This is a genomic window from Bradyrhizobium sp. P2_E8, assembly GCF_056403875.1.
In genome coordinates this window covers 1-20,307 of record NZ_JBFUES010000020.1, presented here as the reverse complement: position 1 = coordinate 20,307, position 20,307 = coordinate 1, and the positions used below count along the sequence as shown (strand labels likewise).

The following is a 20,307-nucleotide window of genomic DNA, read 5'->3' as shown; positions in this document are numbered from 1 at the left end:
TCCCGAAGGCGTCTCGGAGATGGGCGACAGCTTTCCGCTTGGCCGCGGGCGTCACCATTTCTTTCCCACGAGGTCCTTCAAGGCTGCGTTGTCCAGCATGGCGTCGGCCAGCAACCGTTTCAGCCGCGTGTTCTCATCCTCCAGCGTCTTCAGCCGCTTGGCCTCCGAGACCTCCAGCCCGCCGAACTTGGCCTTCCATTTGTAGATGCTGGCGTCGCTGACGCCATGCTTGCGGCACAGATCGGCGACCGACACGCCGGCCTCATGCTCCTTCAAGATCCCGATGATCTGCTCCTCCGAAAAGCGGCTGCGCTTCATGCTCTAGTCCTTGTCGTGGGCCAGAACGAACTTCAAACTGGATTAAACCCGCGGGGCAAGGTCACCGAGCCCGAACTTGCCGGTCAGTGCAGAAACCGCCGTGCAATGTCGGCTTCGGGTCAAACGCGGAAGTCGGCGGGTCCATGGTGGATGGTCTGCTCTGCCACCGTGAGCGGACATCACCGGAGCCGCGGTTCAGGTTCGCGAAGGGCCACAACCCGACGTGTGGGGCTTTGCTTGTGGTCCGCAGGTGTACCATCGGCCGACCCCGCTCGCGATAGCTGAGGCGCAGCCTATCCCGTGCCTACCTCGCCAGATCCCACTTTACGTTATCAAAGGGAATGTAAGCGTTGTTGTTGTACCCGCGTCGCTGCTGGTCTGATCGACGGTACCGCCAATTTGTCTCGCCAAAGAGGTAATCAGCTTAAGGCCCGACCCGTTTTCGTTTGGATGTTGAATGCCGCGACCGTTGTCGGTCACTGTCAATCGGGCCTCGCCGTAGCCGACGCCTCCCACCAAACTTACGCTGATCCTGCCTCCCTCTGCACCGAACGCATGTTTGATGCTGTTCATCGCAGTCTCATTCAAAATGAGGCCAACCGGGAGGGCGCGGTCGATCGCCAACTCGAGTTCGTCGCACTCGACGTCTACTTCAACCTCATCCACCTGATTGCGGATCGCGCTGCAAAGAGCCCGGATGTAATGGGAAAGTCTGACGATCTGCCCTTCTTGGCGAGGGGCAAGCTGATCATGTGCGAGCGAGATGGCGTTGATGCGGCTGGCCACGTGGTCCAGAGCGCGGTGTGATTCCGAGCCAAGATAGCGGCGCTTCTGGATGGAAATCGAGGACAGGACGAGTTGAAAATTGTTCTTGACCCGATGTTGCATCTCCCGAAGCAAGATCTGCCCCTTTTTAACTTCGGCGACCGCAGCCATAAGGCTTGCATGTTCGTCCGGTCGCGCATCGCGACGCAGCACAGCACCTATCAGCGCCGCGGCGGCGGTCAGAAACTCGGTCGTATCCTGCGAGAAGTCTCTCGGCTTCGTACTGTCCACCTCCAGCACGCCCCATGCGGCACCGCCGATGAGGATCGGGACGTTGCTGACAGCCACAATGCCATGCTCCGCCAAGAACTCGGAACGAACAAATTCCTTCTGCTCGGCGAAATCTCTGATGCTGACAGGCTCGGCCGTTTGAAAGGCGCGGCCAGGCGGCGAGCGGAGGTCGGCCGACAGCGTGGCGGTGCGGACGGCACTCTCCTTCCAGCCAACTCCCGCAATCAACAGAAGACCGGACGTGTCTGGACGATATTGAAGCACCTTAACATGGTGGATTTCCACGGCTCGGGCAATTTGCAGCACGGCTTGGTCCAAGAAGCGCTCTGTTCCGGCGTCTTCGACCGAAAGACGACCGATATCGACCAAAATGCGGATGTGGCGCCGGAGTTTGTCCAGCACATCGCCGTCAGTGTGTTCGGTCGGGTGGTCCTCCATTCGTTTCTAACATCGGGCCTCATGAATTGTGCCTAAGTAAGCGCGTCACCAATCGCCAAAGCGCACCCGGATTGCTTGCTTCCGTCGGCAGGACTGGATGGCTGCGCTCCTACGGGAGCGGCAACAGCGTCCGCAATTTAGCCCTCAACTGGTCGACCGAAAACGGCTTGCCGATCGCCAACGTACCTTTGGGGGCTCCAAAAAGAGATGGGATTTCGAGGGGGAAGGCTTGCTGAGCCGAGCTCCACAGGGAACCTCCGCTCCGATGCGGGTTTGATTCTCGAGACAAACAGCGAGAGCGAAAATGGGAAACAGTGGCGTGGGAATGCTACTTGGCGATACCTCAGTGACGGCGCTCTGGATGATGTTTATCGGCGCCTTCATCTTGGGTGGCACAATTCTCTATGGCGTCATGAAGACGGGAAGGTTGCGCCGCAGCGAGCGTGCGCAGCTCGACCGAAACACAGAGATGGCGCAGCGCCGCGACGACCCGGAGAAAAGAGCCGCTCGTTARCAATCGGCGCGTCGAACGGTCAAACGTAAGATTTAGGAACTTAGGCCGGAATGGCGCTAGATGCCGTAATGGGCCCTGCTCCGTGCAAGGGGGCATGATGGTGGCTGTCCCCCGATAGATGATGAAACGGGGTCACGACTTGAGTCGGCCCCAAGCATCTGGAGACGGAGGACAGTCGTGGAGAACTATGCCGGAATTGACGTGTCATTGGAACTGTCGAGCGTATGCGTTGTGGATGCCCAAGGTAAAATCCTGAAGGAAGCGAAGGTCGCGAGCGAACCTGACGCCTTGGTTGAATTTTTCGAGACGCTTGGTTTTGCAGTGAAGCGGATCGGGCTGGAGGCTGGGCCGCTGTCGCAATGGCTGCATGCGGCGCTGAAAACAGCAGGATTCGAGACGGTCCTGCTGGAAACACGGCATGTGAAGGCAGCATTGTCGGCGATGACAGTGAAGACGGATCGCGAGGATGCACGCGGAATTGCCCAGTTGATCCGGATGGGATGGTTCCGCGCGGTGCACGCAAAGTCGATAGGGGCTCAAGAGGTTCGAGCGCTGCTGGTTGCGCGCAGGCAGCTTCTTGGGCGACGTATCGATGTGGAATTGAGTATCCGCGGGATTTTGCGTGGCTTTGGGCTGAAGGTTGGCCCGGTGACGCGGCAGAATTTCGAAGCGCGGATCCGAGAGTTGGTTGCGGGTCAGGCGACATTGGAACGCATTGCCATAGCGATGCTTTCGGCACGATCGGCCTTGAAGGCAGAGTACGGAAGGCTACACAAAGCTGTGCTGGCAACGGTGCGTGACGATGCGGTCTGTCGCCGGCTAATGACAGTGCCAGGTGTTGGTCCCCTAGTGGCGATTACCTACAAATCGGCGATTGATGATCCTCATCGCATTGTAAAATCGAAGGCGGCAGGCGCGCTGTTCGGGCTCACGCCAAAGAAATACCAATCGGGAGAAAAGGACGTCACGGGCGGGATCACGCTGGCCGGCGACGAGATAGTGCGTACGGTGTTGTATGAGGCCGCCAACGTTCTGCTATCGCGCATCACGCGATTCTCAAAACTTAAGCGCTGGGGGATGGACGTCGCCAAGCGGCGAGGCTCGAAGCGCGCAAAAGTCGCCTTGGCACGTAAGCTCGCAGTGATCCTGCATCGAATCTGGGTCGACGGCACAACTTACCGATGGACCGACGCGGGCCCGATCGCAGCATAGAACACGAGGAGAAGAGTTGGAATGCAACCGGGCTGAACTGAGCCTGGTGCCCGAAGTCCCGTCGCCGGGACGGTGGATCCGGTGAAGCCGTTACACGCCCAGTGGCCGTCTTCTGACGGACCACGCGTATCTAGATAGGCTCACCGCTCCCTCTGACAGCATGATGTGGCGGCCAGGCGTTGACCACGGACAGAAGCATGAGCTCGGCGGCGTGACATTCACTCGGGAGGCTTGACATCATCGGGCCATAACTCCGCGATGTCCGCTTATTCCCTAACAGCCGCACGGAAGCGTTCAATGCGCGAGGTCCAAAAGGGCCACAAGCGGTCCTAGGCCTGAATCGACGTTGCGCTTCGATCCTTCGCGTTTGTCGAGCGACCAGCGACGTTATGCCTATAGGAACAGAGCCGGAGCCTCCGAGTTCGGCCTGTGCAACCTTATAACGGAGTTACAAGATGAGCCGCGGAATGCCGTCCATGACCGCACTGCTCGGGCTGCTCGCCATCGCCGGGTATCAGAATCGAGACAAGCTGGCGGAGTTGCTCAAAGGCCCGGGATCTGGATCGCTCGAGCCCGCCAATGCTCAACAGCCGCTGGGCGGCCTGCTCAGCAATCTCACAGGCATGCTGAGCGGTGCTGGTGTCGGAGGTCTACTCCAGGGAGGAATTGGCGAGCTACTGGAGAAATTCAACCAAAATGGCTACGGGGACGCGGCTCGGTCTTGGGTCAGCTCGGGGCCGAATAAGGATCTCTTGCCGACGCAGCTGCGGGAAGCAATCGGCCCCGACGTGTTGGACAAGCTTGAGAAGGAAACTGGGCTTTCTCAGGAGGAGATTCTCGCAAGGTTATCGCGTGAGCTTCCCCAGGCGATCGACAAATACACGCCCGAGGGGCGTTTACCCACCTCGTAGCCTTCGAGCTGGCGCCATTGTTTATTCAGGAGGAGTGGAACATGAGCATTATTTGGACCATCATTATCGGCTTTGTCGCGGGGGTAATCGCAAAATTCATCATGCCTGGTGACAACGAACCCTCCGGGTTCATCCTGACCACTATCCTCGGAATCGTCGGCGCCTTCGTTGCCTCTTACCTTGGCCAAGCCCTTGGGTGGTACCGTCCGGGAGAGGGCGCCGGACTCATCGGTGCCGTGGTCGGCGCGATTATCATGCTCTTTGTGTATGGCCTCTTCGCCGGACGACAACGGCGCGCGATTTGACGAGCAGAAGACAGGGCTTTGTCCGCAGTGACCTGCGTGCGCAGCATCTGCCTGATCAAGTTCAAGCAAAGGGGGCGCGCCGTCGACTGGCAGCGTCCCCTCTTCGTCTCATCAAGGTGACTTCACCTTTGCACGGGCAGCTGCCGCGGCGTCCATGCCGGCTTGCCTAACTCGGTCCACAACTTCGGCGCTGGTGTCGCTGATTTCTGCGACGACCGTGTCCGAGGCTTCACGCAGGGCCTGCGATACCGCACCGGCCCGCCGATTGAGGTCAACTTTCACATCGTCACTGACTTCGCCGATATACTTGTTCTCGATCTCGGACGCGCGAAACGCGCCCGCAACCGCTGCACCGATCGCGATGCCCACGACCCCAAGCACGAGGGGCTGCCGTTCAAGCATATCGGCGAGTGACGATTTCGCGCTGCTTATGGCTTCCTTGTCCGGAAACGGATTGCCAAGCTTGCTGAATTTCTCCTGCGCAAAGGCGACGCCCTCGTCGAAACGATCCCGGACGTTGTCGGCGGCTCCGGAGACCGCATCGGAAGCGGCAGCGGTCGCGCCTCGAAAGGTTTCTCCGATGCCGATCGAGCCATCGTCGTCCATTTCAGGTGCGGTCGGAGGCGCCACGGTCTGCTTGACGGCGGATGCCGCCGACCGGAGACCACTCGTCCCCATGTCGGCGACGGGTGCAACGGCCTCCACAGTCGAACGCGCCGCAGTCTTCAGCTTCTGGTCGCCGACCAACAGCCAGAGCGCTCCGCCTCCGATCAGCGCGGCTGCAAGCGGGTTTTCACGGGCGGCCGTCACCAAATTGTCCATAAAACTGGTTTTTGTGCTGCTCATCGCACCATTCCCTTCACGGTGTCCTTATCCTTTTCGAGCTGGCCGATCGTTYCCCGGAGCGCCAGATGACGGACATCAAGCCGGTTGATGCCGACGGCGACGAGCGCGGCGGCGATGGCCGCGGCGATGGCCGCCGACGTCAGATAAGAGACCGGCTGAGACCATCCCGCGGAGATTAATCCTGCGGACAGGGCGAACAGTGCCATGACGATCGCTGGGATCACCAGAATGGCGCCACCTACGATCAAGCCTAGCCCGCCGCCGATCTTCTGAAGTTTGTCGCCAACCTCCGCCTTTGCCAAGTCTATCTCGTTCTGGAAGAGCTTGGCGAACTGCGACATGGCATCGCCGAGCAGCGTCGAGATCGCACTGAACTCGCKTTGACTGGTTTTGATATCGCGCTCGATGCTCATGGTACTGTGCTGCCCTGTGTGGATGAGGTTTGTTGCGTGCCGGGGCCAGGTCGCACGGTCTCCTGAGGCCGGGTTTGTTCTCCCGCCGAAAACGAGGTCCCGCCCGGCTGCTGGGCGCTTCCCGATGAGGATCTGTCCGTGGCGTCGCGCCGCTCTGGGGACGACGGATGCCCGCCCGATGCCTTCAGGAAGCGGACCGCAGCGAAGCCTGCCAGCACCGATATCCCGAGAAAGGCCGCAGGCTGACGTTTGGCGAAATCGGTTGCGCCTTCGACGAGATCTCGGAAGCTCCCCTCCCGGATCTTCTGCGCGGCGTTCTCGACATAGTCGGCGGCGGAATCGATGCCACGTGCGGCGAATGGTACGTCGGTCTCAAAAGCTCTGCCGGCTTCGCGGATGTTGCCTCCCAGGCGCGCGACGAAGTCGGCGCCCGACCGCTGCTGCTCGCGCGCCTGGCTCTGGATCTGGTCCACGGTTCCTTCGGCGACCCCCTTTGCTGCATCCGCGGCTTCACCGAATTTGTCTCGCGCAAGATCGGCCGTTGCCTGGAAAGCATCACCGGCGCGCTGCTTCATCTCCGCTCCGGCATCGCCAATCTGTTCTCTCAGATTCTTCGGGGTGCCTTTGTCCTGGTCCTTTGCGAACTGCGTCACGTTGTGCGGGTCTAAATCGCTCATGATGTTTTCCTTCAAGTATCGGTTGGAGAGGGACTAAAGGCAGCTTTGACCACGTCGTCGGCAGCCTCTCTCAATGTGTCCGCCATCTTCTGGGTCATACCGCCAACGTGGGTGCCGAGATCAGCCTCGGCGACCTTTTGCGCCGCAACATCGACCGCCGATGTGGCCGCATCTTTCGCCGCCTCGAATCCGGGTTGCGCAGCCGCGGCCGCAGCCTGCTTCACTCCATCGCTTGCCCGCCCCATCACCTTGTCTTCAGCCCTGGTCTCGGGAAGAGCCGCAGCAATGATGGCGCCGATCGCGATGCCCAGGCCTCCGATCAGCGCTGCATTGTCGCCGATGGTCTRGCGGGCCTGGTCAGGCGCGCTCGCAGCGGCATCCTTGATTGCCTCCATGCCGCTCTTGAGTTCTTCACCCGTGATGCCGGCAGCCCGAGCCGCGCCAGCCCGCATATCAGCGGCAAGACCAGCGGCCTTATCCTGCGCGTCACCAGCCATCCCGGCCGCCCGGCTTTGAGCGGAGGATAGCGTCTCCTTGGCATCGTCCTGCATGGCCCGGGCGCCCTCCGCCACCTCCTCAAGCATGCGCCCCGCTTTGTCCATGACCGGGCCCGTCGCCTCTGCTGCGCGATCACGCACTGTCTTCGACGTCAGGGCGAGCCCGGCACCGATCATGAGAAGCGGCAACGGCACACCCCGCGCCAACCGCAGCAACGGAACGCCGACCGCGGCGCCGGCGGCCACTGCGCGCATCGGATTGTCCATGATCTGTTGCTTGAGCCCTTCGACCCAACTCTGGGTCTTGTGGCTGACGTATTCGGTGACTTCGGATTTGATGTGATGCGGCGAGACCTTGTGGCGAATGTCGCCGGCGGTGTCCGATATCTGCTCCTTTAGTCGCCCTACCGTAGTCGCCAGTTCTGCACGGCTGCGCTCGGACTCGCGTCTCAACTCCTCCACCGATCGTGACATCGCGTTACCCTCTTCCTTTATTTTATTTGTTGAGTTTGAGAACGAACTCACGCTTTGTTGAATYGTTCCTCGCGCGGCCTGGCACTTGCTGGTGACTAAAAGAGTGAGACCTTCGCAAAAGGGGGAGCAGCGGTTGACGATCGTGAATTGGGCCGGACACCCCGCTGCTGGGGCGGATCCTCCTGGGAAGAGCCGGTCGCGGGCCACGATTTCGAGTAGCCTGAGTTTGCGAACGATCCTTTGGATTTTCGCGTAGCATTCCCACGGAATGAAAAAGGCCGCTATTGAGCGGCCTGGATTATAGAAACGAGCTTACCAATGATGATGGTGCGTCCAGCCATAGTGACGCCCACGGCCTCTGCCCCATCCATAATGATGACCACGGCCACCGCGATGCCCCCATCCATGGCCCCCGCCATGACCGTGCCCGCCTATCGTAAATCAGCGGGCAGCAAAAGCTGTTGGTATCACCGGACCCGCGAGCATCTTGCACGAGCAGACCGCGTCGTTGAGTCATTGTCCAAGACGATGTCGCATGTCTGTCACACTCGGAAGTCCATGTTAAATGGTCTGCTCTGCCACTGTGAGCGGACATCACCGGATCCGCGGTTCAGGTCCGCGACGTGTCACACCGACTCTCAATCACTCGGCGCGCCGGCGGATTGCGCCAGAGCGCCGGCCGTCGAAAGAGCGATCAGACCGGTCGCTATTGATAGACGTATTTTCATGATGAGCTCCGGATTTGCTTCGTTCAATCGACAGGAGGCCTCGTCTGTTCCTATCGACGAGCGGCCTTCTGTGCGCAAGGAGAAGTAATGGGTCGGTTCTTCATCGGCATCATCGTTTTAAGCGGAGCGCTAGTTCTGGCGGTATATCTCTTTGTCTAGAGCGTATCCGGCGTGCGTCGAGGAGAGCCTTTATCCTCGTTGATCAATTCCTGTTCGGCCAAGCGCCAGAACTCCTCGTCTCGCCCTTCCGGCTTTCCTGCCTGTTCCCACAGCTCGTAAGCGCGGGCCGCAATGCTCTCGTCAATCCGATGGTTCATTTGTAGCCCCTTCTTGTTCGTGCTCAATTGAGTCGCTTGGGATCGGTTTACAATGACCGCCTCGATGTCGGGTACGCCATTGACGTCGCTGTTGCAGCATACCGGCGCCACACTGGCAGCCTCCCGCACCTTCGGTCCACGCCTTGTCCGGACGATTTTCGCAGACCCAACCGAGACCTGGCAAACTGGCAATGGGAATCGGTCATGCTGCGATCACCCGTCGATGGCGTTGGTAGGCTTCGATGGCGCGGTTCGCGAGCATCAGCTTTCTATGTTCTCCCTTGCGCACCATCTCATCGACAGTCCTCAGGAGAAAGCGGCTGGCTTCTGAAGCATTCCCAATCTCGCCCGCACGCTCCAAATAATTCCAGGCGATCTGGATGGAAGACTCAATCAGCCAAGGGATAGGTTCGCTCATTAAAGCAGAACCCGCAGCACCGCCCGCCGTTCCTAGTGGACTGTCGACCGGTACTTCGCCTCGACGACCTCCACGTTGGCTCGCAGTCCTGCTTTGTGAAGTCTTAGGAGGCCTAGCGCCAACTGCCGCAGATCGTTTCGAGCGGGGCCGACCGGCGTCTTGCGAGCCCGCCTAAGCAGTTGAGCCGCGTGAACTATCAACGGAGATTTTTTCATTTTGGCAGCTGCAAGCCAGGGGACCTGAGCCAGTTATTCACGTGCGAAGCTGTTTCCGCCTGCTTCGCTTTGCGAAGAAGATGTTCGCATTCGAGACCCGGCGGCATTGCCTGGACCTCCGCCCTCAACCTCTCGGCTTCCTTTGCAAGACGTTCATCCAAAGTTTCGGTTTGTTTGAAACGACGCCGTTTCTGCATGGCGCGCTCCTTTCGTTAGAGAAAGGCGGGAGCGCAATTGGCGTTCTCATCACCGATATAAGCCACGATCCGTGCGGTGATAGAGTCATCGTACACCTCAAGTCGGACACCAGACCTAACAAACGTCAAGACCTGGAGATTCCTTTTAGGGCACTGGCACGCAGCAGTCCTTCTGACGTGATATCGCGATACTCAATTTCTACTGTAAAAGCAGGCTCAACCCAGGTGGCTTTCGGCTTCTTGAGTTGCTTACTCRGTTTACTCTTTGGACTAATCACGGTGTCGAGAGCCCGACGAATCTTGCCGGACGTCGTCCGGTCCCAGCCCGTTCCTACCTTGCCCATATAGACAAGATTCCTACCTTCTTTTTTTCCTAAATATAGCGCGGCGACGCCGGATGGATCTTTGATGAATCCGACCACGGAAATTTGCCCTTCTGGACAGTCTTTATTTTCAGCCAGCCTTCGTTGCGGGCAGAACGGTAGGGCGCATCGACACGCTTGGAGACGATGCCCTCATAGTCTCGCGGCCGCCTCGAATAATTCATGGCCGTCACCTTCGAGATGGTCGCTGTACAGAACGGGAGGATCAAGCATGTCGATCAGCTCTTTCAGACTCTCCTTGCGCTTGAGTTGGGGCTTGCTCCGAAGGTCCTCTCCATTGTGGAAGAGGATGTCGAAGGCATAGAACAGCTATCCATGAACTACGCGCGAGGCCGTAACTTCAGCGCCGCCTCAGCGTTCCTCAATACCACGGCAAACGCGTGTTCCGGCTGCATTTTCAACGTCAACGAGAACGCCAGTCGAACGACTAGAGAACGCGATGTGATAGAGCGTTCTGGAGGAACGCCTCAGTATTGAGGCCGCTTCAACAACTCGGGCAACCGAGAGATCGCTTTTGCCATCCGCCTCGCCTCCTCGCGCGACAGGAATTGGTGGGCGTATTGGTAGTTGTTCTGGTGAAGGTCCTCACGATGAGGGACGCTGCAGATGTGGAAGCCACTGGCATCCTTGACGCTGAAGCCGTGCATGCCGTGCCAGACAAAGCGTACCCAGCCCTGATTTGTTCCTCGCTCTACTTCGGCTATGCTGCTGAAATGAAAGACAGTTGTGCGGGACGAACAAATCGATTTCCGCTTGCGGACTACGGGCAAGACCGGGTCTTATCTTGCGGTTCCGAGCGCATGCGATGACCATTTACACCGTCCACCACAGCACTGTTTATCACTATCCCAGGCCAGTAAAGTTTGGCCCGCATCAAATGCTTTTTCGTCCGCGGGACAGTTTCGATCAGCGGCTGCTCGACTGCCAACTTGCGATAAAGCCGGATCCCATCGAGATCCGTTGGATACACGACGTGTTCGGCAATTGCCTAACGCTGGTTGACTTCAATATCTTGGCAGAAGATCTGGAGTTTGAAACAACGATCCGTCTCGAGCATACCCCGGAAAATGCTCCAGACTTTCGGATCGAGGAATACGCTCGGGAGCATCCGTTCGCTTATGACGACAATGAGCTGCCGGATTTAGACCCATACATCCGTCGCCATTATCCAGCCGATACAGCCGTCCCCGAGTGGCTTTCCAAGTTCGTGCCGCTCGGCGTTAATCGCCCTACCGGGCAGTTGCTCATGACGCTCAACGAGGCTATCGCGGAGGGATTTTCCTACCAGCGCCGCACAATGCGAGGCACCCAAACACCTGCAGAAACCATAGGTCTCCAACGGGGGACTTGCCGCGACTTCGCGCTGTTGATGATGGAAGCCGCGCGCTCGCTCGGCTTCGCCGCTCGCTTCATCACTGGATACGTCTATGTGCCCGATCGCGATGGACCGACCCGGCTCGGAGGCGGATCGACGCACGCCTGGTGTTCAATCTATGTGCCGGGTTCGGGCTGGGTCGAGTTCGATCCGACCAACGGCATAGTCGGGAATCGGGACCTTATTAGGGTTGGCGTTGCTCGGACCCCGGCTCAGGCTATCCCCCTTTCAGGCAGCTATTGGGGCGATGCCGGCGACGATGYCAGCATGGAAGTCACCGTCAATGTGAAGTCGGAGCCGATCGCCGAAGCCGAGATCGCATCCAAAGCAATGCCTTAATCTCACCGCAGATATTGAGAGACGTCCTTAGCCCTCTCGACTTTGTCGATTTCCGTCTGGTTGCGCTCAATGAAGGCCGCGAGCTCGTCTCGAGACATCTCAGACAGCGCCTTCTGCCGAGGGGTGAGATCCTTCCTGGTGGGGGCAATGTGGCCGGCCCGGTCCAGAACCTTCATGGACAGGTCCGCGCGGACCCGAGCGCTCACGTCTTCGTTCTGAAGGAGCGACTTGGCCACGCGGTACGCGAGCGGCGCCCCGACGGCAGCGAGATCCAGTTGGATCGATTCCGAGATCGCGGCGGCGACCGCGGGAAGTCGCAATGTCCTGTAGACCGATTTGGGATGGTATCCGGCGAGCCTCGCCGCATCCTCGGGCGGCTTGCCTTCCACCACGATCAGTCGAACGAGCTCTGGTTGCTGATCGTTCAGATCGCAGGCTACCAGGGCGGTCATTCCAGGCTCTCCAAGGCTGTGGGATTATCACTCGTTCCCGCTTTCGCGAGAGGCATTCGCGGCCGCGATCAGCCGTCGCAGCGGGACGTTGTTGAAGCCGGCGTCCTTGTTCTTGAGTGGCCGCTCCAAGAGAAACGCGGCAATATCCGGATTGAACCAAGCGGCCTGCACGATCTGGTCGGCGCTCTCTTTGTTATTCGGAAGCATTTCCAGCATCAGCTTGAACCGCCGGATAAGCCCCCCGCCGGCGAGGTCGAGCGAGCAGCAGAGCTGCAGTTCCAAGATACGGCAATCACTACCTGTTAGTTTCAATTTGGTCCGATTTCGGAACTTTTTTATGCCAGAAACTCATGTCGCAGTAGCGGTAGGCTTCGCAAGGGAGTGCGACCATGACTGAATTGATCGAATTTGAGCCGCTGATACTCTGTCCAACCTGCAAGGTGGAAATGCGCCTGTTCGGGATTGAAATGGAAAGTTCGCTCCGCGATCTGTTCAGCTTTGAGTGCCCCAACTGCGGAAAGATCGTGGCGAGAAGCCTTCTGGTAGCTCTGCCCAGTGAGCCGAAGATTTCAAACTGAGACCTACTGTATTCGCCAGGGATGAGGCCCTGAATGCGAGCAATGAAGTGCTGTCCTGCCTGTAGCAAGATTATCCCTGAGGGTTCCTTCAAAATCTTCAGATGCAATGACTGCGGCACCGTGTTCTGCGGCAGTTGCGGACGATGGACCAGCAGGACGACCTTTGCCTGTCCAGCCGATGAGGACCACCATCGCGACACGGCGATAGGGTTCATCAAGAACATTTCAAACTGAGACACTACCCGAATTCCGATGCTGAAACGGGAGCGAGATTCGCATATTCGCAGGCGCGTGATTATCTCGTTCGCATGCACCGCGCGTTCGAGTTCTGCCTGCCCACTGCTGCCAAAGCTGAGCCTTCCGGGCCCGACTGGATCCGCGAAATCAAGTATGACGGCTATCGCCTGCGCGTCGAGCGCCAGGGCAAGACCGTGCGCTTCACCCGCAACGGCCAYGACTGGACCAAGCGATTTCCCTGGATCGTCGASGCCGCRCTRAAGAACCGCGAGCRGCAMTTCGTCATCGAYGGCGAGGCCGTTGTGCTCGGTGTCGAYGGYGTCTCCGACTTCAACGCCCTGCACTCGCGCCGGCACGACRACGAGGTGCAGCTCTACGCATTCGACKTCCTCGCGCTMGGCGRCGAAGATCTGCGCCAGCTGCCKCTGAGCCTGCGCAAGACCAAYCTTGCGCGGCTGCTACGCGGTCGGCCGRATGGCATRYTCGTCGCGCCCTTCGAGCCMGGCGAGATCGGCMCCGAGCTGTTCGGCGCCGCCTGCCGCCTGGGCCTCGAGGGCCTGGTCTCGAAACGGCGCGACCGACGCTRTAGCGCCGGCCGGTCGAAGGACTGGATCAAGGTSAAGAACCGGACACACCCGGCGATGGACCGAGAGTTTTGACCGGCTTGGAAGTCGGCGGTTCCATGGTAGATGGTCTGTTCTGCTACTGTGAGCGGACATCACCGAATCCGTTGTTCAGGTCCGCGAAGGGCCATGTGTGGACGTATATGGACCCCGCCCGATTGCAACGACCGGCTTGATCAGGATCGACGGTCACAACTGCTGACGTATATCCGGCTTCTTGATGCGGCTGGACAACGTCTCCGCCGCGAGCCTCGATGGTTTTCGCCCGCTTCCACCTCAACGGCCCCGAGACATCGGCGCAAGCCGTGCCGGTCCACACATCAGGTTCGGGAAGCGACGGGGGTGACCGTTTCGCCATCTCCTGCCATTTGTTGCAATGCCGGGTGAGACCTCCTTTCCTTGATTGCCGCTTCGCTTCAGGCCGCCTTCACCGACAGCGCCGGCTCATAAGCCGCGTCGCCTGTGAGCATAGCCCACACGATCCGCGCATTCTTGTTGGCAAGAGCCACGGCCACGACATTGGGATGGCGCCGTTGCCGCATCTTGCCGAGCCAGAGGCTTCGCGGATCCTGCTTGCCAGTAGCCCGGCTTAAAGCGGCGCGAGCTCCGTGAATCATCAGCGTCCGCAGGTATCGATCGCCGCGTTTGCTGATGCCGAACAAGCGGGCCCGCCCTCCACTGGATCGCTGCTTTGGCACCAGGCCAAGCCAAGCCGCGAACTGTCGGCCGTTCTTGAAACAGCTTCTATCGCCTACGGCGGCGATCAAGGCTGTTGCCGTCACAGGTCCGACGCCTTCGATTTTGCCGAGCCGTTGGCACTGCTCACTCGTACGGAAGATTTCCCTTATCCGCCGGTCATGGGCTGCAATGCGGGTATCAAGCTCGGATAACTCCTCTTGCAATTCCCTCATGAGCGCTCGGAGCATCTCGCCGAGGCCGTCATTGATGCTCCCTACAATGACAGCGAGGCCGCGCCGCAGCTGCGCGATGTCACGGGCAATGACAATCCCATGCTCGGACAGCAGACCGCGAATCTGGTTGACGAGCCTGACCCGGTCGGCGACCAGGCGCCGGCGAATGCGGTGGACGGCCTGTACCGCCAGCTGATCGGTTGATTTCGGTGGTACGAAGCGCATGGACGGACGGCCGACCGCTTCGCAAATGGCTTCCGCATCGTTCTGGTCGTTCTTGTTCGACTTGACGTATGGCGTCACGAACTGAGGGCTGATCAGTCGAACCTGATGGCCAAGCTCCGTGAGCACGCGAGCCCAATAGTGTGCCCCGTTGGAAGCCTCCATGCCGACCAGGCAGGCCGGTAAATTGGCGAAAAAGCCGGCCACCGCATCGCGACGCAACCTCTTTCGCACGACGACTTTCCCGTGGTTGTCGACGCCGTGAACTTCGAAGACACACTTCGCCAGATCTAGACCTATGCGAACGACCTGCATGACATCCTCCTTCACTGCAGTTGACGTTCGAGATTCCACCGCAGCAAGGGCGGGGTCCATACCATTGGCCCCAGGTTGGCAAGGGTTTTCTTCACGCCTGCGGCGGTAGTCGGAGCAGCCATGTGTTCGGCCTGTTCGCGCGGTTCACGTGACCGCTGGCCATAATGCCCTCCGCGGATCAGGTCCCGGTCAAAAGCACGCATTCGATGATGCTATGGCCCAAGTGGGTTGTCCTGATCGCCGGATCGACCGGCGCTGCATTACGTGCTGTTCGCCCTCCCAACCGTTACGTCACATCCGGATGACCGGCTGTGATCTCGTTCACGCCGCGAGCGCGGCGGGTTCCCTGTAGCGTTCGCCCCTAGCCATCATGGCCCACGCCATCCGAGCAATCTTGTTGGCGAGCGCAATTGCGGCGACCTTGGTCGGTCGGCGCGCCAACAGCGCGGTGAGCCAAGGCCGATGCCCCGAGCCATGGATCTTGGCATAGCGGATCACGGCGAGCGCGCCGGCTGTGAACAAGCTGCGCAAATAGCGATCACCTTGTTTGCTGATACTGCCAAGCTTGTCCTTGCCCCCGCTCGAGCTCTGCTTCGGCACGAGTCCGACCCAGGCCGAGAAGTCCCGTCCCGATCCGAAAGCCTTTGGATCAGCAATGCTCGCAACCAGAGCTGTTGCCAGAGCCGGACCGACACCGGGGATCGCGTCAAGTTGCTTGCTCGTCGCATTTGACCGATGCCAAGCGATGATACGGCGATCGAACTCCAGTATCTGGGCCTTCAGCGAGCGCAATTGGCCGCCCAGAGCAGTGAGGCACATGCGCGCGACCTCAGGGAGCCGGTGATCGGCTGTATCGGCGACGACTTCAAGCAGTTGCTCGACACCCTTGCGCCCGACAGGGGCGACAATCCCGAACTCGGCAAGATAGGCACGGATTGAATTGATCACGGCAGTCTGTTGGCGGATGAAGAGATGGCGCGCACGATGAAGCATCAGACAGCTCTGTTGCTCGACCGTCTTGGTCGGCACGAACCGCATGTTAGGTCTCGTGACTGCCTCGCAAATCGCCTCCGCGTCCGTGGTGTCGTTCTTCTGCCGCTTGACGTAGGGCTTCAATAGGCCGGAGGCATCAATCGCACCGTATGCCCCAACGCCTGCAGTTCGCGGGACCAATAATGGGATGACGCGCAAGCCTCGATCCCTACCAGGCACGGCCCCCCTTTACTTCGGATTGCGCGGGAACAGGATGAACCCGTCCCGGTTCGGCATTTTCACGTTGGGCAGCGACTGAGCGTCGATCACATCGTTCGATCCGACGATCCCGTTGAGATTGAGGATATAGGCCGATACCGCGTAGAGTTCGTCCGCGGTGAGCGATTTCGACGCTTGGAATGGCATTGCGCGGCGGATGTAGTCGAACAGCGTTGTTGCATAGGGCCAAAAACTTCCCACAGTCTTTATCGGTGTTTTGTCCGGCGCCAGTGTGCCTATGCCGCCGGCGAGCGCTCCAGCGAGCGCGACACTGGGGCTGATTCCCTTCTCGCCGTGACAGGCCTGACATTTCGCTACATAGATGGCTTCCCCCTCGATTGCGGTGCCACGACCAGGCGGCAGACCTGCTCCATCCGGTCCGATGCTGATGTCCCACGCTGCGATGTCGGGGGGCGCGATCGGTTGCCCGAACTGCGGGGCCTGGGCCAGGGCCGCCGGTGCAATGGTCAGCATAGATACGCAGACTACTGCAATGGGTTTAAGCGTAAACATTGCTGGCCTCCCCCATCTCGTCGATGCGCCAGCTTGCGATGGCGTTGTAGTGGTAGACCCCACGCAAGCCACGCTCGTCGGCGAACTGAGCACGCGTTGGCTGCACCATGCCCGTGTCGTCGGTGGCGCGACTCTGCAGCACGGCGGGACCGCCGTTCCATTGCCACGCTGCGCGGAAGCGCACGGGCGCCTTTGGCAGGATCGGGCCCTGCAAAGCTGCCGGCACCCAGCTTCGTCCGCCGTCAGCCGACACGTCGACCTGCCGGATGCTGCCGTTGCCCGACCAGGCGAGCCCGGAAATCTCGTAGAATCCCGGCCCCCTCAGCGCGAGTCCCGGCGACGGACGCGTGATGACGGATTTTACTTCGATCGGGAACACGAACTGCCAAGCCTTTTCATCCTTGAGCAGGATCGTGTATTTCGATGTTTCGTCTTTGGTCATGGCGGGGCCTGCGGTCAGCTTGAGCCGGCGCAGCCACTTCACGTTCATGTTGCCCTCGAAACCAGGCAGCAACAGCCGCACCGGGTAGCCATTCGAAGGCCGCACTCGCTCGCCGTTCTGATAGAGACAGAGCAGCGCATCATCCATCGCCTTGGTGAGCGGGATGCTGCGGCTCATGGCGGCGGCGTCAGCCCCCTCGGCGATCACCCAGCGCGCCTCAGGTTCGATGCCAGCTTCGTCGAGCAACGTGGAGAGCCGCACACCGGTCCATTCCGCACAACCCAGTAGGCCGTGAATAGCCGCCACATTGAGCGGCTGGGCCTGAGGCGCGTTGAGCGTCTGGCTGTTGCCGCCACACTCGATGAAGGCGATGCGCGATTGCATCGGATAGCGCGACAGCGCTTCGATCGTATACACAAGCGGGCGCTTCACAAGTCCATGGATCACCAGCCGGTGTTGATCGGGATCGATTTCTGGGATGCCGGAATGGCTACGCTCGAAATGCAGCCCAGATGGTGTGATCATTCCTTCGAGCATGTGCAGCGGCGTGCGTGACGAGCCGACACCGGCCGGGTTGGGGGGCGGCGGAAAGACTTTGACGACCTTGCTCTCGAACGGTGAGGGCTGGCCGTAGCCCGCAAATCCGGCACCCGGCACCTTCATCCACGGCTGCACCGTAAGCTGTTCCGCCGATCCGCAGGACAGGCCCGCACCGGTCGCACCGACAACAAGCGCGCCTTCAAGAAAAATGCGGCGGCTTAGAATTCCATTGCCGGCCGCCCGATCGCCTGGTTCGGGATGAGTTCTTCCAACCATGAGCAGCACTCCTTCGTTGCGGTCAAATGAACTCGCGTGTCCGCGCGCACGGCCAGTGCTCGTGAGACCGGCACAAAAGGACTGTCGGTTTTATTGAGAGTGTGATGCCTGCCGACGGCATTCCTGCCATTCGCGTCGAACGGAGACGTCGGCACGTCCCGTCTCGAAAAGCAGATCTAAAGAAGACTACGCCCATCCAAAAGACCTTCAAATTGGCAAGGATGTCGCACGAGCAATCTGGTCAAAACCAGTGTCTCTGATGTCCGAGTTGGGTCACCTGCGGGCATGGCCGCCATTCTTTCCTTGGTCCGCTGGCACCCAGCGAGCGGACAATCGGAGCGCCGAAGCAGAGAGGCAGCTTCGGGCCAAACTCAGACATCGGTCGCGCTCTCGATCCGCGTGGTAGTCGGCGGGACATACTAATTGACAGATGAGCGGAACATCTGTCGTGACAGGCTTGTTCCTTCCTCGGGGGGAATCACGAGGAGGCTACCATGAGGACACCTCAGCTCTCCGCATTAGTGTCTGCTGTGCTTACCTTCAGTGCCGTCGCCGCAGAACCTCAAAAGCTGTGGGAGACGAGTGGCTTCAAGCAGCCCGAGTCGGTGGTTTTTGACCGCGCTGCGGGGGCCATTTATGTGTCGAACGTCAACGGCGATCCGATGAAAAAGGATGGCAACGGCTTCATTTCAAAGCTTGGGCCGGATGGAAAGGTCGTGACAATCGAGTGGGTCAAGGGACTCGACAGTCCGACCGGGCTCGCGCTTGCCAACGGCAAGCTGTATGTCGCAGACGTGGATCGGATTGCGGAAATCGACCTCGCCAGGGGCGAAATCATCAACCGATACGAGGCACCTGGATCCAAGTTCTTGAACGACCTCGCAGCTGACAAGACGGGACGGGTCTACGCATCCGACATGGTGACAAACAGCATTTGGGTGCTCGACGGCGGCAAGCTATCTCTCCTGATGCAGGATGACGCGCTCGAAAACCCGAACGGGCTCCTCGTCGAGGATGGGAGGCTTGTGGTCGCGTCGTGGGGCAAAATGGCCCCGGACTTCTCGACCAAGGTACCCGGCCACATGAAGGCGGTCGATCTCGCGACGAAGAAAGTGTCTGCCCTTGGTGACTCGACACCGGTTGGCAATTTTGATGGTGTCGAGCCCGATGGCAAGGGCGGCTATCTTGTCACCGACTGGGTAAGCGGCGGGCTTTTCCACGTCGCGAACAATGGCAAGCCGACGCGCCTCCTTCCGCTCACGAAGGGGAGCGCCGATCTCGGCGTGGGACCGGACGGTATCATCATGATTCCGATGATGATGGAGGGCACTGTTCTGGGTTACAAAGTCGATACGCGCTGAGGACCGGTGCCAGCAGTGGTTTCGCAACGGAGCTTCAGTTCGCAATTTGCGCAGTGGCCAAAGCGAGCCAAGTTCTGACGTTGATCGTGCTGCACGTCTCACGTTATGACCGCTTTGAGTTGCCGACGGTCAGCATCCGACGGGAGTGCTACCTTCCGCTCTATAGCCGACGCGCGAGCCTCAACAGGGACGGACCGTGTGCGTAAATCGCTTTCAGCACCGTCTTACGCGGGCCGAGTGGCAAGCCAAGTTCCCGCAGGTCGGCCTCGGTCAGCTCTGACAGGATCTCGGGCGTGACTTCGGCATCCTGGAAGGCCTGTGTGTAGCGCTCCAGCCCAAGGCCACGAAGCCATTCCGCGATATCCACGCGAAGTCTCCTCGCGAGGCGGCAGGCGGCATATAYGGCCAGCTCAGTTGAAGGTATGCAACCTCAGCTTCCGCCTGACGCTCGAACACGTGGGTGGCGATGCCAGAGAAGGTCGCAGGCTTGCCATCCTTGTCCTTGCCTTTGGCGCTCCAGTTTGCCGKGCCATAGACGACCTTGTCATCGCCACCCGCGTCGATCACCTCAAGTTTGTGATCCGTTACGCCATTGGCGTAGATCCGACGCAATGCGCGGGAGCACGCCGTGATGGCAGCGTCGCCCGATTGCCTTGCGCAGGTGTTCGCGTCGTCTGCGGCAGCCACCGCAGGCCCCCCTGCCACAGTCAACCATGCCAACAACCAATATGCTGACGAAAGCATCTGCATCGCATGTGGTCTCCGCAATTGACGGGAGGAGCCGGGATAGCCGAACCGCTATTCGGCGACCCTCAAAAGATGCCAGGAGTTAGCCCTCCTCGCAGTGATCACGTGACCTTTTATCGCGCCCCCCTCAAACTGTTTTGCAGTAAGCTGACGCACTTTGGTGAAGAGGAGAGCCGGGAGTAGCCCATGGACGTCACAGCTTGGCC

23 protein-coding genes and 1 pseudogene are annotated in these 20,307 nt (G+C 59.7%); 8 read left to right on the top strand and 16 right to left on the bottom strand.

Annotated elements, in window-relative coordinates; all coding sequences use genetic code 11:
- Positions 1-318 (bottom strand): annotated as a pseudogene (locus AC1D00_RS02385) (transposase); the annotation flags it as partial.
- 324 nt (positions 319-642) lie between these two features.
- Positions 643-1,812: a sensor histidine kinase gene (locus tag AC1D00_RS02380; RefSeq protein ID WP_477009520.1), complete on the bottom strand. Its 1,170-nt coding sequence runs from the start codon at positions 1,810-1,812 to the stop codon at positions 643-645.
- A 691-nt stretch (positions 1,813-2,503) separates the two neighbouring features.
- Between AC1D00_RS02380 and AC1D00_RS02375 the strand changes: the two genes are divergently transcribed.
- The 3 genes from AC1D00_RS02375 (at position 2,504) to AC1D00_RS02365 (ending at position 4,754) form a co-directional block, all read left to right on the top strand.
- Positions 2,504-3,538 (top strand): IS110 family RNA-guided transposase, encoded by a 1,035-nt coding sequence (locus tag AC1D00_RS02375; protein ID WP_477009519.1) that lies wholly within the window; start codon positions 2,504-2,506, stop codon positions 3,536-3,538.
- A 455-nt stretch (positions 3,539-3,993) separates the two neighbouring features.
- Positions 3,994-4,449, top strand: a complete 456-nt coding sequence (locus tag AC1D00_RS02370; protein WP_025576412.1) for a YidB family protein — start codon at positions 3,994-3,996, stop codon at positions 4,447-4,449.
- Positions 4,450-4,490: 41 nt separating this feature from the next.
- Entirely contained in the window at positions 4,491-4,754 is a 264-nt protein-coding gene (locus AC1D00_RS02365; protein ID WP_025576414.1) for a GlsB/YeaQ/YmgE family stress response membrane protein, read from the top strand.
- Between the two features lie 111 nt (positions 4,755-4,865).
- On the opposite strand, the gene AC1D00_RS02360 is transcribed toward AC1D00_RS02365, so the two are convergent.
- From AC1D00_RS02360 to AC1D00_RS02330, 7 genes are all read right to left on the bottom strand, one after another.
- The gene (locus tag AC1D00_RS02360; RefSeq protein ID WP_025576415.1) at positions 4,866-5,600 is read right to left on the bottom strand and encodes a hypothetical protein; all 735 of its coding nucleotides are present in this window, start codon (positions 5,598-5,600) and stop codon (positions 4,866-4,868) included.
- Entirely contained in the window at positions 5,597-6,013 is a 417-nt protein-coding gene (locus tag AC1D00_RS02355) for a phage holin family protein (protein WP_477009518.1), read from the bottom strand. The genes AC1D00_RS02360 and AC1D00_RS02355 overlap by 4 nt, the downstream gene beginning before the upstream one ends.
- A complete protein-coding gene (locus AC1D00_RS02350; protein WP_477009517.1) occupies positions 6,010-6,690 on the bottom strand; it encodes a hypothetical protein in 681 nt (226 codons plus the stop codon). Before AC1D00_RS02350 ends, AC1D00_RS02355 begins: the two co-directional genes overlap by 4 nt.
- An 11-nt stretch (positions 6,691-6,701) precedes the next feature.
- Positions 6,702-7,661 (bottom strand): DUF3618 domain-containing protein, encoded by a 960-nt coding sequence (locus AC1D00_RS02345; protein WP_477009521.1) that lies wholly within the window; start codon positions 7,659-7,661, stop codon positions 6,702-6,704.
- Positions 7,662-8,544: 883 nt separating this feature from the next.
- Entirely contained in the window at positions 8,545-8,706 is a 162-nt protein-coding gene (locus AC1D00_RS02340; protein ID WP_464128062.1) for a DUF2934 domain-containing protein, read from the bottom strand.
- Positions 8,707-8,908: 202 nt separating this feature from the next.
- Positions 8,909-9,124 carry a hypothetical protein gene (locus AC1D00_RS02335; protein ID WP_025575297.1) on the bottom strand — a complete coding sequence of 72 codons (216 nt, stop codon included), beginning with the start codon at positions 9,122-9,124 and terminating at the stop codon, positions 8,909-8,911.
- A 537-nt stretch (positions 9,125-9,661) separates the two neighbouring features.
- Positions 9,662-9,958 (bottom strand): ATP dependent DNA ligase, encoded by a 297-nt coding sequence (locus AC1D00_RS02330; RefSeq protein WP_477009516.1) that lies wholly within the window; start codon positions 9,956-9,958, stop codon positions 9,662-9,664.
- Between the two features lie 123 nt (positions 9,959-10,081).
- On the opposite strand from AC1D00_RS02330, the gene AC1D00_RS02325 reads away from it, so the two are divergent.
- Both AC1D00_RS02325 and AC1D00_RS02320 read left to right on the top strand, forming a co-directional pair.
- Positions 10,082-10,396 carry a hypothetical protein gene (locus tag AC1D00_RS02325; protein WP_477009515.1) on the top strand — a complete coding sequence of 105 codons (315 nt, stop codon included), beginning with the start codon at positions 10,082-10,084 and terminating at the stop codon, positions 10,394-10,396.
- 328 nt (positions 10,397-10,724) lie between these two features.
- Positions 10,725-11,633 carry a transglutaminase family protein gene (locus AC1D00_RS02320; RefSeq protein WP_477009514.1) on the top strand — a complete coding sequence of 303 codons (909 nt, stop codon included), beginning with the start codon at positions 10,725-10,727 and terminating at the stop codon, positions 11,631-11,633.
- A 2-nt stretch (positions 11,634-11,635) separates the two neighbouring features.
- Here the strand turns inward: AC1D00_RS02320 and AC1D00_RS02315 are convergent, their stop codons facing one another.
- The gene (locus AC1D00_RS02315; protein ID WP_477009513.1) at positions 11,636-12,085 is read right to left on the bottom strand and encodes a hypothetical protein; all 450 of its coding nucleotides are present in this window, start codon (positions 12,083-12,085) and stop codon (positions 11,636-11,638) included.
- Between the two features lie 27 nt (positions 12,086-12,112).
- Positions 12,113-12,367, bottom strand: a complete 255-nt coding sequence (locus AC1D00_RS02310; RefSeq protein ID WP_477009512.1) for a hypothetical protein — start codon at positions 12,365-12,367, stop codon at positions 12,113-12,115.
- A 107-nt stretch (positions 12,368-12,474) separates the two neighbouring features.
- On the opposite strand from AC1D00_RS02310, the gene AC1D00_RS02305 reads away from it, so the two are divergent.
- Entirely contained in the window at positions 12,475-12,663 is a 189-nt protein-coding gene (locus AC1D00_RS02305; RefSeq protein WP_129557332.1) for a hypothetical protein, read from the top strand.
- A 308-nt stretch (positions 12,664-12,971) separates the two neighbouring features.
- The gene (locus AC1D00_RS02300) at positions 12,972-13,559 is read left to right on the top strand and encodes an ATP-dependent DNA ligase (RefSeq protein ID WP_477009511.1); all 588 of its coding nucleotides are present in this window, start codon (positions 12,972-12,974) and stop codon (positions 13,557-13,559) included.
- 380 nt (positions 13,560-13,939) lie between these two features.
- On the opposite strand, the gene AC1D00_RS02295 is transcribed toward AC1D00_RS02300, so the two are convergent.
- From AC1D00_RS02295 to soxC, 4 genes are all read right to left on the bottom strand, one after another.
- Positions 13,940-14,971 (bottom strand): IS110 family RNA-guided transposase, encoded by a 1,032-nt coding sequence (locus tag AC1D00_RS02295; RefSeq protein ID WP_477009510.1) that lies wholly within the window; start codon positions 14,969-14,971, stop codon positions 13,940-13,942.
- Positions 14,972-15,292: 321 nt separating this feature from the next.
- Positions 15,293-16,183 carry an IS110 family RNA-guided transposase gene (locus AC1D00_RS02290; RefSeq protein ID WP_477009509.1) on the bottom strand — a complete coding sequence of 297 codons (891 nt, stop codon included), beginning with the start codon at positions 16,181-16,183 and terminating at the stop codon, positions 15,293-15,295.
- A 9-nt stretch (positions 16,184-16,192) separates the two neighbouring features.
- Positions 16,193-16,735 carry a c-type cytochrome gene (locus AC1D00_RS02285; protein ID WP_477009508.1) on the bottom strand — a complete coding sequence of 181 codons (543 nt, stop codon included), beginning with the start codon at positions 16,733-16,735 and terminating at the stop codon, positions 16,193-16,195.
- A complete protein-coding gene (gene soxC, locus AC1D00_RS02280) occupies positions 16,722-17,993 on the bottom strand; it encodes a sulfite dehydrogenase (RefSeq protein ID WP_477009507.1) in 1,272 nt (423 codons plus the stop codon). Before soxC ends, AC1D00_RS02285 begins: the two co-directional genes overlap by 14 nt.
- Before the next feature lie 494 nt (positions 17,994-18,487).
- Here soxC and AC1D00_RS02275 point away from each other — a divergent pair, with 494 nt between their 5' ends.
- Positions 18,488-19,354 (top strand): SMP-30/gluconolactonase/LRE family protein, encoded by an 867-nt coding sequence (locus AC1D00_RS02275; protein ID WP_477009506.1) that lies wholly within the window; start codon positions 18,488-18,490, stop codon positions 19,352-19,354.
- A gap of 160 nt (positions 19,355-19,514) precedes the next feature.
- On the opposite strand, the gene AC1D00_RS02270 is transcribed toward AC1D00_RS02275, so the two are convergent.
- The gene (locus AC1D00_RS02270) at positions 19,515-19,721 is read right to left on the bottom strand and encodes an SAM domain-containing protein (protein WP_477009505.1); all 207 of its coding nucleotides are present in this window, start codon (positions 19,719-19,721) and stop codon (positions 19,515-19,517) included.
- Positions 19,722-20,307 lie beyond the last annotated feature (586 nt).